General features: G+C 71.1%; 11 protein-coding genes. 8 read left to right on the top strand and 3 right to left on the bottom strand.

The window, feature by feature from the left end; genetic code table 11:
• Positions 1-105 precede the first annotated feature (105 nt).
• Together FB157_RS01020 and FB157_RS01015 are read right to left on the bottom strand one after the other, a co-directional pair.
• The gene (locus FB157_RS01020; RefSeq protein ID WP_145874960.1) at positions 106-1,017 is read right to left on the bottom strand and encodes a carbohydrate kinase; all 912 of its coding nucleotides are present in this window, start codon (positions 1,015-1,017) and stop codon (positions 106-108) included.
• Positions 1,014-2,150 carry a LacI family DNA-binding transcriptional regulator gene (locus tag FB157_RS01015; protein WP_145874958.1) on the bottom strand — a complete coding sequence of 379 codons (1,137 nt, stop codon included), beginning with the start codon at positions 2,148-2,150 and terminating at the stop codon, positions 1,014-1,016. The genes FB157_RS01020 and FB157_RS01015 overlap by 4 nt, the downstream gene beginning before the upstream one ends.
• A 267-nt stretch (positions 2,151-2,417) precedes the next feature.
• Between FB157_RS01015 and FB157_RS01010 the strand changes: the two genes are divergently transcribed.
• On the top strand, positions 2,418-2,852 hold the full coding sequence (locus tag FB157_RS01010; RefSeq protein ID WP_145874956.1) for a ubiquinol-cytochrome c reductase iron-sulfur subunit: 435 nt from the start codon (positions 2,418-2,420) through the stop codon (positions 2,850-2,852).
• Positions 2,853-2,975: 123 nt separating this feature from the next.
• On the opposite strand, the gene FB157_RS01005 is transcribed toward FB157_RS01010, so the two are convergent.
• Positions 2,976-3,923 carry a hypothetical protein gene (locus FB157_RS01005; protein ID WP_145874954.1) on the bottom strand — a complete coding sequence of 316 codons (948 nt, stop codon included), beginning with the start codon at positions 3,921-3,923 and terminating at the stop codon, positions 2,976-2,978.
• Between the two features lie 433 nt (positions 3,924-4,356).
• Between FB157_RS01005 and uvrC the strand changes: the two genes are divergently transcribed.
• The 7 genes from uvrC (at position 4,357) to FB157_RS00970 (ending at position 15,297) form a co-directional block, all read left to right on the top strand.
• Positions 4,357-6,444 carry an excinuclease ABC subunit UvrC gene (gene uvrC, locus FB157_RS01000; RefSeq protein ID WP_145874952.1) on the top strand — a complete coding sequence of 696 codons (2,088 nt, stop codon included), beginning with the start codon at positions 4,357-4,359 and terminating at the stop codon, positions 6,442-6,444.
• On the top strand, positions 6,441-7,430 hold the full coding sequence (rapZ, locus tag FB157_RS00995; RefSeq protein ID WP_145874950.1) for an RNase adapter RapZ: 990 nt from the start codon (positions 6,441-6,443) through the stop codon (positions 7,428-7,430). The genes uvrC and rapZ overlap by 4 nt, the downstream gene beginning before the upstream one ends.
• A complete protein-coding gene (yvcK, locus tag FB157_RS00990; RefSeq protein WP_145874948.1) occupies positions 7,427-8,521 on the top strand; it encodes a uridine diphosphate-N-acetylglucosamine-binding protein YvcK in 1,095 nt (364 codons plus the stop codon). The genes rapZ and yvcK overlap by 4 nt, the downstream gene beginning before the upstream one ends.
• Entirely contained in the window at positions 8,512-9,501 is a 990-nt protein-coding gene (gene whiA / locus FB157_RS00985; protein WP_145874946.1) for a DNA-binding protein WhiA, read from the top strand. The genes yvcK and whiA overlap by 10 nt, the downstream gene beginning before the upstream one ends.
• Positions 9,502-9,653: 152 nt before the next feature.
• On the top strand, positions 9,654-12,608 hold the full coding sequence (locus FB157_RS00980) for a M14 family metallopeptidase (RefSeq protein WP_145874945.1): 2,955 nt from the start codon (positions 9,654-9,656) through the stop codon (positions 12,606-12,608).
• Between the two features lie 319 nt (positions 12,609-12,927).
• Positions 12,928-13,938, top strand: a complete 1,011-nt coding sequence (gap, locus tag FB157_RS00975; protein ID WP_145874943.1) for a type I glyceraldehyde-3-phosphate dehydrogenase — start codon at positions 12,928-12,930, stop codon at positions 13,936-13,938.
• Between the two features lie 147 nt (positions 13,939-14,085).
• The gene (locus FB157_RS00970) at positions 14,086-15,297 is read left to right on the top strand and encodes a phosphoglycerate kinase (RefSeq protein WP_145874942.1); all 1,212 of its coding nucleotides are present in this window, start codon (positions 14,086-14,088) and stop codon (positions 15,295-15,297) included.
• Positions 15,298-15,304 lie beyond the last annotated feature (7 nt).

Genomic DNA, 15,304 nt, shown 5'->3' with positions numbered 1-15,304 from the left:
GGCGCCGCTCGTTCCATCATCAGCCACCCCGGCGCCACGGTTCGGTCGTCCGACGAACCGCGAATCCGGCCGAACCTTGATACGAGCACAGTGGAAAGAGACCGCTCACAAGTCGCCCAGCTCGGCCGCGTACGGCGGCTCCGCACCCGCGCGTGAGCAGGTGATCGCCGCCGCGCGTGCCGCGAACCGCAGCAGTCGCTGCCAGCCGTCCCGTCCCAGGGCGGCGATTCCCTCCGGCGACAGCGCCTCCTGAGCGGACAGGCCGTGCAGCAGGGCCGCGTTCACCGTGTCACCGGCGCCGATGGTGTCCACGACCTCGACCTTCTCGCCCGGTACGGAGTATTCCGCGCCGTCCCGGGTGTGGACGGTGAGACCGTCGCCGCCCCGGGTCACCACGACGGCCGCCGGTCCCGCGGCCAGCCACTCGCGGGGGGTGCCGCCCAGCCACTCCGCGTCCTCCGCGGACAGCTTCAGCAGCGTCACCGAGGGCAGCCAGCTCTTGAAACGCGCCCTGTAGGCGTCCGCGTCCGGGATGAGACCCGCCCGGATGTTGGGGTCGAGGGCGGTGAACAGGCCCTGTGCGGCCGCTGTCCGCATCAGCTCCTCGTAGGCGCTCGCCCCCGGTTCCAGGACGAGCGAGCACGTGCCGAAGGACATCGCACGCGTGCCGGCGGGGAGAGCGGCGGGGGAGCTGAAGAGACGGTCGGCGGTGCCGTCGACATAGAAGGAGTAGGCGGCCGAGCCGCCGCCGTCGATCGTGGCGACCGCGAGCGTGGTCGGCTCGGGGCCGCGCTGCACGCCGGACACGTCCACCCCGGCCCGGCGCAGCCCGTCCAGCAGGGCCTCCCCGAAGGCGTCCTGCGAGGTGCGGGAGCAGAACGCGGTCGGTGAGCCGAGGCGGCCGAGGGCCACGGCGGTGTTGTACGGGCCGCCGCCGAGTGCCGGCTTCAGGTCCGCAAGGGCACCCGGGCCGTGCGGTACCAGGTCGATCAGTGCCTCACCGGCGACGACGATCACGAGGCGGTTCCCTTCTCGGGCAGCGCGGACTGCTCGGACAGTGCGGAATGTGCGGAGAGCGTGGGCGGTTCGGTCTTCCCGCCGCCCCCGGCCGGCCCTGCGCCACTTGCGTCTGCGGCCCCGTCCAGGACCTCCGGGCACCCGCAGGAGGTGCGGTGGACGAGAGTGCAGGGCAGCCGGACGGTCCGGGCCGGCCGGCCGGGGTCGGCCAGCCGGTCCAGGAGCGCCCGGACGGCCCGGGCGCCGATCTCCCTGCTGGGCTGGGCGACGGCGGTGAGCCGGGGCGAGAACAGGTCGGCCCAGGCGAAGTCGTCGAAGCAGCACAGGGCGATGTCGTCCGGGACGGTCAGGCCGTCCCGGCGCAGGGCGCGCAGTGCGCCGATGGTCATGGCGTTGTTGGCGGTGACCAGCGCCGTGGGCGGGACCGGCAGGGAGAGCAGGGCGGCAGTGGCCCGCTCGGCACCCGTCGACTCGGAGTTGCCGGACACCACGAGGTCCTCGTCGTGGTCCAGTCCGGCGGCGGCGAGGCCCTGCCGGTAGCCGGTGATCCGCTCATCGGTGGTGCTGAGCCCGGGCAGGCCCGCGACCAGGCCGATCCGGCGATGGCCGAGCCCGGCGAGATGGGTGACGAGGCGGGCCGTCGGACTCTCGTTCTCGGCGCAGACCTGATCGAAAAGGCCCTGCTCGGGGAGCACCCGGTCCAGGAACACCGTCGGAACCTCGTGGCGGCCGAGGTAGGCGACGAGGTCGTGCGGTTGTGCGGAGGGGGCGACGATCATGCCGTCCACCCGGCGTTCGTGAAGAAGCTGGACGGCCTTCCGTTCGTGCGCGGGGTCGTCGTGCGGGTCGGCGATGAGGAGGCTGTAGCCCGCCTCCAGTGCGGCGGCCTCGACGCCCTGCAGGATCTCCGTGAAGTACGGGTTGCTGATCGCCGACACCGCGAGGCCGATGGAGCGGGTGCGGGAGGTCACCAGGGAGCGGGCGAGGGTGTTGGGTGTGTAGCCGAGGGCGTCGACCGCGTCCAGTACGGCCTGACGGGTGTGGGGCAGCACCGGACGCGTGCCGTTGAGCACGTGGGAGACGGTCGCCACGGAGACTCCGGCACTCCGGGCGACGTCAGCCATGGTGGCCATCGCGTTTTCCTCTCCCTGAGCCGCTCAGCCGCTCAGCCGCTCAGCCGCTCAGCCGCTGAGCCGCTGAGCCGCTGAGCCGCTGAGCCGCTGAGCCGCGGGACTGTCGAACGCCGGGAAGGTATCCCATCCACCGCCCCCGCGTAAACGCTTACGCAAACGTTTACGCGCCAGGATCCACTCTCCCTTCCGTTCACCGCCCCCACCCCGGAGCCGCTCGTTCCGTCCGGGTATCGTCGGCTTGCGCATCCCCTGACCAGTGGAGACCTGATGTCCGCCCGATCGGCCCGCCCGTCCACGAGTCGTCGTACCGTCCTTCGAGGAGCCGCCGTGGCTCCGGTGGCAGGGCTCGGGCTGGCCGCCTGCTCGGCGCCGGGCGGCGCCACCGCCGACGCGACGCCGACCGCGCCGGTCGACCTGGGTGCCGAGAGCGAGGTCGCAGAGGGCGGCGCGAAGCTCTACCGGGAGCACAACGTGGTGGTCAGCCGGGACGGGAGCGGGGCCCTCAAGGCGTACAGCACGATCTGCACGCACGCGGGGTGCCCCATCAACAAGCTGCAGGGGACGACCTTGATCTGCCCCTGCCACGGCAGTCAGTTCGACGCCGTGACGGGCAAGGTGGCCCAGACGCCGGCCACCGAGCCGTTGAACGAGCTGCCGGTGAAGGCGTCGAACGGCAGGATCATCGCCGGTCCGGGCGCCTGACCGGCCCACCCCGCCGAGCGGCGCCCGGCTACCTGCACCTGGCCTCCGCCATGCCGGCCCCCGCCACACCGGCCTCCGCCACGCCGGCCTCCGCCACACCGGCTCCGGGTGTCCGGCCTCGCGTCATTCCCAGTCCCAGGCGATGCCGACCAGGCCCGGACGTATCCGGGGTTCGACCACATGGACGCTGTGGTGGGGCCCGCTGACCGTCAGCTCGTGGCGGCCGCTGCGCGGGGCCGCGGGGGAGTGCTGGGTGAAGCGGTGGCAGTGGGCCGGCAGCGCTGCCCGGTCGAAGCGCACCTGGAGCGCGTACTGTCCGCCCGGGAAGCCGAACCCGTGGACGTACTCGCGCGAGACTCCCGCCGTGCCGTCCTCGATGCCGTACCGGAAGAGGAAGGTGTCGCCGGCGCGCAGCCGGGTGCCGAAGAGGAGTTCGGCCACCAGTACGCCGGTGTCCTGGTCCAGGCGGACGCGCCCGGTCCGGCAGTTCTCCAGGGCGTGCACCGCCATGGCGCGGGGGCTGCAGCCGGGGTCGCCGTGGTGGACGGCGAGGAAGCGGTCGACTCCGTCGCGGTGGGCCCGCACGATGTGGTGGGATTCGAGACCGGCCAGTTCGCGGCGGGGGCCGATCCGGACCCGCTCGTGGTGGCCGAGGGTGTGCAGGCCGCCGTCGAGGGACCAGCCCAGGTCGCCCTGGAGCCGGCTCAGGGCGTCTGATGCCTCGATCAGGGAGCGGTAGGAGCGGGCCGAGGGGCGGCGGCCGGAGACGGGCTCGCCGGACTCGGTGAGCAGCCGGATCAGGGACTCGTCCGGCAGCTGGAGGATCTCCTCCAAAGCCCGGACGGCGCGCAGCGACTCGGGGCGCTGCGGACGGCGTGCGCCCTGCTGCCAGTAACTCAGGCTGGTGACACCGACCTTGACCCCGTGGCGCGACAGATGGTGCTGCACGCGCTGGAGCGGCAGTCCGCGGGCGGCGATGGCGGCGCGCAGCGCCACGTGGAAGGGGCCGCCCCGCAGGGCCGTGTCCAGTTCCGCGGTGGGGACGTCCGCGTGCTCTGTGGCGTGCCGCATGGACAGGGGCCTTTCTGTGAGGTGTCGCGACGGCTGGTCAGACCGCTGGCGCAGGTGTGCGGGGCCACCCCCGTGGGCGTCGGGAGACGCCCCTGTACGCGCACACCGCGTTCGTGGGCCGGTGTGCACGGCCCCGAGTTCCCCCGCATTGAAGCGTGTTGACCAGACCCCGACAACACCTCGGACCCGGTCACGGCGTACTCCTGGCCGAGCCGCGACCCCCACACGTGCGGGCCGGGGCCGCCACTGGCCGCAGGAGTGCAGCCCGGGTGCCCTGCCGGGCAGGTTCTCGGGGGCCGGCACGGCCGAAATGCAGCCCTCGGGGGCAGTGTGGCGAGGACCGCGCCGATCGGGCCCGACCGGGGGATCCGCGCCGGTGGGCGTTGTCCACAGGCGCGACGCGGTGTCGGTGCTCGCCAGTAGGGTGTGAGACATGGCCGACCCCTCCAGCTACCGCCCCAGGCCGGGTGAGATCCCGGACTCCCCGGGGGTGTACAGGTTCCGTGACGAGCACCGCCGGGTGATCTACGTCGGAAAGGCGAAGAGCCTGCGTCAGCGCCTGGCGAACTACTTCCAGGACCTGGCGAACCTGCACCCGCGCACCCGGACGATGGTGACCACCGCCGCGTCCGTGGAGTGGACCGTGGTGTCCACGGAGGTCGAGGCGCTGCAGCTGGAGTACTCCTGGATCAAGGAATACGACCCCCGGTTCAACGTCAAGTACCGCGACGACAAGAGCTACCCGTACCTCGCGGTGACGATGAACGAGGAGTTCCCGCGCGTCCAGGTGATGCGCGGTCACAAGAAGAAGGGCGTCAGGTACTTCGGCCCGTACGGCCACGCCTGGGCCATCCGGGACACCGTCGATCTGCTGCTGCGGGTCTTCCCGGTGCGCACCTGCTCGGCCGGTGTCTTCAAGAACGCCTCCCGCACCGGCCGCCCCTGCCTGCTCGGCTACATCGGCAAGTGCTCCGCCCCCTGCGTCGGCCGGATCACCCCCGAGGACCACCGGGATCTGGCCGATGACTTCTGCGACTTCATGGCGGGCCGCACCGGCACCTACCTCCGCCGTCTGGAGACGCAGATGATGGAGGCGGCCGAGGAGATGGAGTACGAGCGGGCCGCCCGCCTGCGCGACGACATCGGGGCCCTGAAGAAGGCCATGGAGAAGAACGCGGTCGTGCTCGCCGACGCGACCGACGCCGACCTCATCGCTGTCGCCGAGGACGAGCTGGAGGCGGCCGTCCAGATCTTCCACGTGCGCGGCGGCCGGGTGCGCGGCCAGCGCGGCTGGGTGACCGACAAGGTCGAGGAGGTCACCACCGGCGCCCTCGTCGAGCACGCTCTGCAGCAGCTGTACGGCGAGGAGACCGGGGACGCCGTCCCCAAGGAGGTCCTGGTCCCGGCCCTGCCCGAGCCGGTCGAGCCGGTCCAGGAGTGGCTGACCGGCCGCCGCGGGTCGAACGTCTCGCTGCGGATCCCGCAGCGCGGCGACAAGAAGGCGCTCATGGAGACCGTGGAGCGCAACGCCCAGCAGGCCCTAGCCCTGCACAAGACCAAGCGTGCCTCCGACCTGACGACGCGCTCCCGTGCGCTGGAGGAGATCGCCGACGCCCTCGACCTGGACAGCGCCCCTCTGCGGATCGAGTGCTACGACATCTCCCACCTGCAGGGAGACGACGTGGTCGCCTCCATGGTCGTGTTCGAGGACGGCCTGCAGCGCAAGAGCGAGTACCGCCGCTTCCAGATCAAGGGCTTCGCCGGTCAGGACGATGTCCGCTCCATGCACGAGGTGATCAGCCGCCGCTTCAGGCGCTATCTCGCCGAGAAGGAGAAGACGGGTGAGTGGACCGACGGCGAGGAAGCGCTCACCGACGGCGAGCCGGTCCTCGGCGACGGCGATCCCCTCGCGAGCTCCCTCAAGGACGACGACGGCCGTCCCAGGAAGTTCGCCTACCCGCCGCAGCTCGTCGTGGTCGACGGCGGGCAGCCGCAGGTCGCGGCGGCCCGCCGGGCGCTGGACGAGCTGGGCATCGACGACATCGCCGTGTGCGGCCTCGCCAAGCGCCTGGAGGAGGTCTGGGTGCCCGGCGACGACGACCCGGTGGTCCTGCCCCGCTCCAGTGAGGGCCTCTATCTGCTGCAGCGCGTCCGCGACGAGGCGCACCGCTTCGCGATCACCTACCAGCGCACCAAGCGTGCCAAGCGCTTCCGTGCCGGCCCCCTGGACGACGTGCCCGGCCTCGGTGAGACCCGCAAACAGGCGCTCATCAAGCATTTCGGTTCGGTGAAGAAGCTGCGGTCCGCCACAATCGAGGAGATCCAGGAGGTGCCCGGGATAGGCCGGAAGACGGCCGAGACCATCGCAGTGGCCCTCGCTCAGGCGGCTCCGGCCGCACCCGCCGTGAACACGGCGACCGGAGAGATCATTGATGACGAGGAACCCGATACGACGCCGGGTTCCTCGGGGGAGCCCGTGTCCGCGGGTCTCCCGGACGAACGACGGGGGCAGGAGAGATGACCGAGCACGACGCACAGCCCGCAGCGGACCGAGATCAGGCGGCCGCGGGGGAGCCGCAGCAGGCGGCTGAGAAAAACGGAGCACAGGTGAGTACGGATGCCACGCCGGCCGGGGCGCCCGAAGCGGCCATCCCCGAGCTGGTGATCATCTCCGGCATGTCCGGAGCGGGCCGGTCGACGGCCGCGAAGTGTCTGGAGGACCTCGGCTGGTTCGTCGTGGACAACCTCCCGCCCGCCCTGATCCCCACCATGGTGGAGCTGGGTGCCCGCTCGCAGGGCAACGTGGCGCGGATCGCGGTCGTCGTCGACGTCCGCGGGCGGAGGTTCTTCGACAACCTGCGCGAGTCCCTCGCCGACCTCGACAGCAGGGGCGTCACGCGCCGGATCGTCTTCCTGGAGTCCTCGGACGACGCCCTGGTGCGCCGTTTCGAGTCGGTGCGCCGCCCGCACCCCCTCCAGGGCGACGGCCGCATCGTCGACGGCATCGCCGCCGAGCGCGAGCTGCTGCGCGAGCTGCGCGGCGACGCGGATCTGGTGATCGACACCTCCAGCCTCAACGTGCACGAGCTGCGCGCCAAAATGGACGCCCAGTTCGCGGGCGAGGAGGAGCCCGAGCTGCGGGCGACCGTGATGTCCTTCGGCTTCAAGTACGGCCTGCCGGTCGACGCGGACCTGGTCGCGGACATGCGGTTCCTGCCCAACCCGCACTGGGTCCCGGAGCTGCGCCCGTACACCGGCCTCAACGAGGAGGTCGCCGCCTACGTCTTCAACCAGCCCGGCGCCAAGGAGTTCCTCGACCGCTACGCCGAGCTGCTGCGGCTCATCGCGGCCGGGTACCGGCGCGAGGGCAAGCGGTATGTGACCATCGCCATCGGCTGCACCGGCGGCAAGCACCGCTCGGTCGCGATGTCGGAGAAGCTCGCCGCACGTCTCGCGGCCGAGGGTGTGGAGACGGTGCTCGTACACCGGGACATGGGACGGGAATGACGGAACGTACATCGCGGCTGAGCAGGCTGCGCCGGGTGGTGCCGGAGGGCCGTGCGAGCCGTGCCGCGACCGACGCGCGGGCGGCCCGCCCCGTCGAGGTCCGCGGCGGCCGGGTCCGCCGGCGCGGCGCCCAGCCCAAGGTCGTCGCCCTGGGCGGCGGCATGGGCCTGTCCGCCTCGCTCGCCGCGCTGCGCCGGATCACCGGCGACCTCACCGCCGTCGTCACGGTGGCCGACGACGGCGGTTCCAGCGGGCGCCTGCGCGACGAGCTGGGGGTGCTTCCCCCGGGCGATCTGCGCAAGGCCCTGGCCGCGCTGTGCGGCGACGACGACTGGGGCCAGACCTGGGCCCGGGTCATCCAGCACCGGTTCCAGTCCCAGGGCGAGATGCACGGCCACGCGGTCGGCAACCTGCTGATCGTGGCGCTGTGGGAGCAGCTCGGCGACCACGTCCAGGCCCTGGACCTGGTCGGCAAGCTGCTCGGCGCGCACGGCCGCGTGCTGCCCATGTCCGCCGTGCCGCTGGAGCTGCAGGCTCTGGTCAAGGGGCACGACCCGGAGCGCCCGGACGAGGTCGACACCGTGCGCGGGCAGGCGACCGTCGCCCTCACCCCCGGTGAGGTGCAGTCCGTGCACCTCGTGCCGCACGACCCGCCCGCCGTCCCCGAGGCCGTCGCGGCGGTCCTGGACGCGGACTGGGTGGTGCTCGGCCCCGGCTCCTGGTTCTCCTCGGTGATCCCGCACCTGCTCGTCCCGGACCTGCTGGACGCCCTCACCGAGACCAAGGCGCGCAAAGTCCTGTCCCTGAACCTCGCCCCGCAGCCCGGAGAAACCGAGGGCTTCTCCCCGCAGCGTCATTTGGAGGTTTTGGGGCGACACGCCCCTAAACTCGCCCTGGACGTGGTGCTGGCCGACGAGGCCGCGGTGCCCGACCGCGACTCGCTCACCGAGGCTGCCAAGCGGCTGGGAGCCGCGGTCGAGCTGGCGCCGGTGGCCCGGACCGACGGCAGCCCCCGGCACGACCCGGAGCTGCTGGCCGCCGCGTACGACCGTATTTTTCGGATGCATGGAAGGATCGGCCCATGGCGATGACGGCAGCGGTGAAGGACGAGATCTCCCGGCTCCCCGTCACCCGGACCTGCTGCAGGAAGGCGGAGGTCTCCGCCATTCTGCGGTTCGCCGGCGGCCTCCACCTGGTGAGCGGGCGCATCGTGATCGAGGCGGAGCTGGACACCGCGATGGCGGCCCGCCGGCTCAAGCGGGACATCCTGGAGATCTTCGGCCACAGTTCGGAACTGATCGTGATGGCGCCCGGCGGCCTGCGCCGCGGCTCGCGCTACGTGGTGCGCGTGGTCGCGGGCGGCGACCAGCTGGCCCGCCAGACCGGCCTGGTCGACGGCCGGGGCCGCCCGATCCGCGGCCTGCCCCCGCAGGTGGTCTCCGGGGCCACCTGTGACGCGGAGGCGGCCTGGCGCGGGGCCTTCCTGGCGCACGGCTCGCTGACCGAGCCCGGCCGCTCCTCGTCCCTCGAGGTGACCTGCCCGGGCCCGGAGGCCGCGCTCGCGCTGGTGGGTGCCGCCCGTCGGCTGTCCATCGCGGCGAAGGCCCGCGAGGTGCGCGGGGTGGACCGGGTCGTCGTACGCGACGGTGACGCGATCGGCGCCCTGCTGACCCGGCTCGGCGCGCACGAGTCCGTGCTGGCCTGGGAGGAGCGCCGGATGCGGCGCGAGGTGCGGGCCACCGCCAACCGGCTCGCCAACTTCGACGACGCGAACCTGCGCCGCTCGGCGCGTGCCGCCGTGGCCGCCGGTGCCCGTGTCCAGCGTGCTCTGGAGATCCTCGGCGACGAGGTGCCCGATCATCTCGCGGCCGCCGGGCGGCTGCGCATGGAGCACAAGCAGGCCTCCCTGGAGGAGCTGGGCGCTCTCGCCGACCCGCCGCTGACCAAGGACGCGGTGGCCGGCCGGATCCGCCGTCTGCTGGCGATGGCCGACAAGCGTGCTGCCGATCTGGGCATCCCGAGCACGGAGGCCAACCTCAGCGAGGAGCTGGCGGACAACCTGGCGGGCTGACCCGAAACACCGTCAACTCGCCGGTGCCGACGTCCATTCGGGTGGTCGGCACCGGCGTTTGCGTGTCTATGAGGCGCCCTTGACTCGATCATGAAGTGACATGAGCCTGGCAACCTGTTCGCCGCTGTGGCGGACCACCGGTAGGGGGGTTCATGAGACCCAGAGCGAGATCGATCCTCGCTGTCGGCGCGCTCCTGATCGGGGGAGCGAGCCTTGCACCCATCGCCCAGGCGCAGAGCGGAGGACCGGGCCCGTCCGACCCCGACGCGGTCAAGGTCTTCCGGGCAGACGTCACCCAGAAACAGATTCCCCTGCTCCTCAAGGCCGGGCAGGACGGCCAGGAACTCGGCGAGCAGGTGGCCGGGCACGGGAAGAGCACCGTCGAGGTCTACCTCACCGACAAGCAGGCGAGGAAGCTGGAGAAGCAGGGCGTCCGGCTCACCGAGCACGCCCTCTCGGCCAGGGCCGAGGCGCGCGTCGAGGGCGCCGCCCAGGGCGTGTTCCGGCCCTACGGCGGAAGCGGAGGCCTGGAACAGGAGATCGTCCGGACCGCGCAGACCCACCCCGGCCTCACCAAGGTCGAGTCCATCGGCAAGACCATCAACGGCCAGGACATCCTCGCGCTCAAACTGACCAGGAACGCGCGGAAATCGAAGGACGGCTCCAAACCGGCCGTGCTGTACATGTCCAACCAGCACGCGCGCGAGTGGATCACGCCGGAGATGACCCGGCGTCTGATGCACTACTACCTGGACAACTACGGGACGGACCGGCGCGTCAAGAAGATCGTCGACTCCACCGAGCTGTGGTTCGTCCTGTCGGCCAACCCCGACGGCTACGACTACACGTTCAAGGACTCCTCGACCCGTCTGTGGCGCAAGAACCTGCGGGACGTCAACGGCGACGGCGTCATCAGCACGGGTGACGGCGTCGACCTCAACCGCAACTTCCCCTACAAGTGGGGCTACGACGACGAGGGTTCGTCCCCGAACCCCACCAGCCAGACCTACCGCGGCGCGAGCCCCGAGTCCGAGCCGGAGACCAAGGCCCTCGACGCCTTCGAGAAGCGCATCGGATTCACCTACGCCATCAACTACCACTCCGCCGCCGAACTCCTCCTCTACGGCGTCGGCTGGCAGGTCGCCACCCCCACCCCGGACGACGTGCTCTACAAGGCGCTCGCCGGCACGCCCGACAACCCGGCGATCCCCGGCTACCGCTCGCAGGTCTCCTCGGAGCTGTACACCACCAACGGCGAAGCGGACGGCCACGCCTCGAACGTCAACGGCATGGCGATGTTCACCCCCGAGATGTCGACCTGTGAGACCGCGTCGGACATCGACCCGAACGACGCCTGGAAGCCGGACGACTGTCAGTCGGTCTTCAACTTCCCCGACGACGAGAAGCTGATCCGGCAGGAGTTCGAGAAGAACGTCCCGTTCGCGCTCTCGGTCGCCGAGACCGCCGCGCACCCCGACCGGCCGGTCTCCTCGGTCGGGCTGAGCGCCGTCGACTTCACCCCGGCAGCGTTCTCCACGTCGTACGCGCGGGGCGCGGACCAGGAGGTCTCGGTCGTCGTCCGCAAGGCCGTGCGCGACAAGGAGCTCAAGTACCGCGTCAACGGCGGCCGTACGTGGGACCGGACGCTCAGGCACTGGAAGGGCGGCGAGACCTACGGCGGCGAGGACAACCTCTACTTCGACGAGTACCGGGCCAAGGTCCGGGACGGCGAACCGGGTGACAAGGTCGAGGTGTGGTTCACCGGTGAGACCAGGAACGGCAAGAAGGTCTCCAGCTCCCACTTCACCTACACCGTCGCCGAGCGGCCCAGGGCCGACACCCTCGTCGTCGCCGAGGAGGGCGCGGCCGCCGCACAGGCGCAGACGTACGTGGACGCGCTGAAGGCGGCCGGGCACAAGGCGATCGTCTGGGACGTCGCCACCCAGGGCGCACCGGACGCGCTCGGCGTGCTGGGGCACTTCAGGACCGTCGTGCACTACTCGGGCGCGAACGGCCCGGGCAACGCCACCCAGCTCCAGCTGCGCGCCTACCTCAACGAGGGCGGCCGGCTGATCGAGGCCGGCGAGCTGGCCGGCGGCAGCGTCGACCTCGGCGGCGGCACCCTCTCGGACGACTTCAGCCAGTACTACCTGGGCGCCTACAGCCGTACGTCGACCAAGGGGGCCACCGCCTTCACCGGCTCCGGCGGCCTCGACGGCTACACCGGCGCCCTCGGTGACGCGCCCGGCAACCCGCTCGACGGGGCCGGTACCTACGGCGTCACCTCGGACGAGCTGCCCGCCGCCGCGTACCCGCAGTTCAAGAGCGCCGGCGCGGGCCGGTTCGCCGGGACCGTCAGCCCGTACGGCCCGTATTCCGGGTCCTACATGGCAGCGGCCCTGCACACCGACGACGCCTACAAGCGCCTGACCCGCACCATCGACCTCACCGGGGTCACCGCCGCCGACCAGCCGGCCCTGCGCGCCCGCCTGTTGTGGGACACCGAGCCCGGCTACGACCACGCGGTCGTCGAGGCCCACACCGTGGGCGCCGACGACTGGACGACCCTCCCGGAGGCCGGCGGTGCCACGAAGACGGCGGTACCGGCCGAGTGCGGGGCCGGGTTCCTGATCGGGGAGCACCCCTGGCTCAGGCACTACCTCACGCTCGCGGGCAACGCCTGCACCGCGACCGGCACCACCGGTTCGTGGCACAGCCTCACCGGCAGCTCCGGCGGCTGGCAGCAGGTGAGCTTCGATCTGAGCGCGTACGCCGGCAAGTCCGTCGAGATCTCGGTCAGCTACGTCACCGACCCGGGCAGCGGCGGGCACGGCGTCCTCGTCGACGACGCCTCGCTCGTGGTGGGCGGCACGGCGAAGGAGACCGAGGGCTTCGAGTCGTCCCTGGGCGCCTGGAAGGCGGCCGGACCGCCCGCGGGCAGCCCGGCGGTCCTGAAGGACTGGACGCGCACCGGAACGCTCTTCCAGACGTACGGAGCGGTCACCACCGCGGACACCGTTCTGCTCGGCTTCGGGCTGGAACAGGTGCCGTCGGCTGCCGACCGGGCGGCCCTGCTGAGGAAGGCCTTCGGCTCGCTCGACAGATGAGACAGCCGTATTCAACATGTGAGCGGGACCCCCACTCAACGGTGCGCGAAAGTGGCACTCATCAGGTGAGCCGACCCGCTCACGAACGAGTGAAAAGAGCGTCAACGAGCGGCGGCATTACGTAACAAAGAGCGGCAAAACAACCGCCGATCCGAGGTGGTCCGTACCCTACTGGCCGGTACGGACCGCCTGCCCTTTTATGCGGCATCTCGATGTCACCGCGGGGCCCCCGGAGGGGTAGGGTCGGGGGTGGTCGGGGACATCCCAAATACAGCTCGCCGGCACCGCATGGCCGGCGTACCAACGAGGAGATCGGTTCGTGACGATCCGCGTAGGCATCAACGGCTTCGGCCGTATCGGGCGTAACTACTTCCGCGCACTGCTGGAGCAGGGTGCCGACATCGAGGTTGTGGCTGTCAACGACCTGGGTGACACCGCGACCACCGCTCACCTGCTGAAGTACGACACCATCCTGGGCCGTCTGAAGCAGGAGGTGTCCCACACCGCCGACACCATCACCGTCGACGGCCACACCATCAAGGTGCTCTCCGAGCGCAACCCGGCCGACATCCCCTGGGGCGAGCTGGGCGTCGACATCGTCATCGAGTCGACCGGCATCTTCACGAAGAAGGCCGACGCCGAGAAGCACATCGCCGGCGGCGCCAAGAAGGTCCTCATCTCAGCTCCGGCCAAGGACGAGGACATCACCATCGTGATGGGCGTCAACCAGGACAAGTACGACGCGGCCAACCACCACGTCATCTCCAACGCCTCCTGCACCACCAACTGTGTGGCGCCGATGGCCAAGGTCCTCGACGAGAACTTCGGCATCGTCAAGGGCCTGATGACGACGGTCCACGCGTACACCAACGACCAGCGCATCCTGGACTTCCCGCACTCGGACCTGCGCCGTGCCCGCGCCGCCGCCGAGAACATCATCCCGACCACCACGGGCGCCGCCAAGGCCACCGCCCTGGTCCTCCCGCAGCTCAAGGGCAAGCTGGACGGCATCGCCATGCGCGTCCCGGTCCCGACCGGCTCGGCCACCGACCTGGTGGTGACCCTCCAGCGCGAGGTCACCAAGGACGAGGTCAACGCCGCGTTCAAGAAGGCCTCCGAGGACGGCGACCTCAAGGGCTACCTGTCCTACACCGAGGACCAGATCGTCTCCTCGGACATCGTCGGCGACCCGGCCTCCTGCACCTTCGACTCCTCCCTGACCATGGTCCAGGAGGGCAACTCGGTGAAGATCCTCGGTTGGTACGACAACGAGTGGGGCTACTCCAACCGCCTCGTGGACCTGACGGTCTTCGTCGGCAACCAGCTCTGATCGGCCGCAGCAGGCCGCTGATGCGTCACGCAGGGCTCGGGCAGCGCACCGTCGCGCTGCCCGAGCCCTGATGCGCGTGCAGGCCGCCCCGGCCGACCTGCGAAGATCGGCCCTCGTAGGAACAAGAGCCCTCAGGAGTCTCCTCTCATGAAGACCATCGACGAACTTCTCTCCGCGGGCGTGGACGGCAAGCGGGTCTTCGTCCGTGCCGACCTCAACGTCCCGCTCGCCGACGGCGTCATCACCGACGACGGCCGCATCCGCGCCGTTCTGCCCACCGTCAAGGCCCTGGCCGAGGCGGGCGCCAAGGTGGTCGTCGCCTCGCACCTGGGGCGTCCCAAGGGCGCCCCGGACCCCGCCTTCTCGCTGCTGCCCGCCGCCGAGCGGCTCGGTGAACTCCTCGGCGCGCCGGTCGCGTTCGCCCAGGACACCGTCGGCCCTGCCGCCCACGACGCCGTGAACGGCCTGCAGCCCGGCCAGGTCGCGGTCATCGAGAACCTGCGCTTCAACGCCGGTGAGACCTCCAAGGACGACACCGAGCGCGGTGAGTTCGCCGACCGGCTCGCGGCCCTCGCCGACGTGTACGTCGGTGACGGCTTCGGTGCGGTGCACCGCAAGCACGCCTCGGTCTACGACCTCCCGGCCCGGCTGCCGCACTACGCCGGCTACCTGATCGCCACCGAGGTCGGCGTCCTGAAGAAGCTCACCCAGGACGTCGAGCGCCCCTACGTCGTCGCGCTCGGCGGCGCCAAGGTTTCCGACAAGCTCGCCGTCATCGACGAGCTGATCGGCAAGGCCGACCGCCTCCTCATCGGCGGCGGCATGGCCTACACCTTCCTCAAGGCCAAGGGCTACGAGGTCGGCATCTCCCTCCTCCAGGCGGACCAGGTCCCGGCCGTCACCGAGTACATGGAGCGCGCGGAGAAGCAGGGCGTCGAGCTGCTGCTCCCCGTGGACGTCGTGGTCTCCCGGGAGTTCCCGGACCTGAAGGCCAAGGCCCCCACCGAGAACACCGTGGTCGACGCGGACAAGATCCCCGCAGACCAGGAGGGGCTGGACATCGGCCCCAGGACCCGAGAGCTGTACGCCTCGAAGCTCGCCGACGCCCGGACCGTCTTCTGGAACGGTCCCATGGGAGTCTTCGAGCACCCCGACTACGCCGAGGGCACCAAGGCGGTCGCCCAGGCCCTCGTCGAATCGGACGGCTTCACCGTCGTCGGTGGCGGTGACTCCGCCGCGGCCGTGCGTACGCTCGGCTTCGACGAGAACGCATTCGGCCACATCTCGACCGGTGGCGGCGCCTCCCTCGAATACCTCGAGGGCAAGACGCTCCCCGGCCTCGCCGCACTGGAGGACTGACCTCAAT

It is taken from the genome of Streptomyces sp. BK340 (assembly GCF_007827595.1).
Taxonomy (GTDB): Bacteria; Actinomycetota; Actinomycetes; order Streptomycetales; family Streptomycetaceae; genus Streptomyces.
The sequence above is the reverse complement of the archived record's forward strand: the minus strand, read 5'-3'. Positions and strand labels throughout refer to the sequence as shown.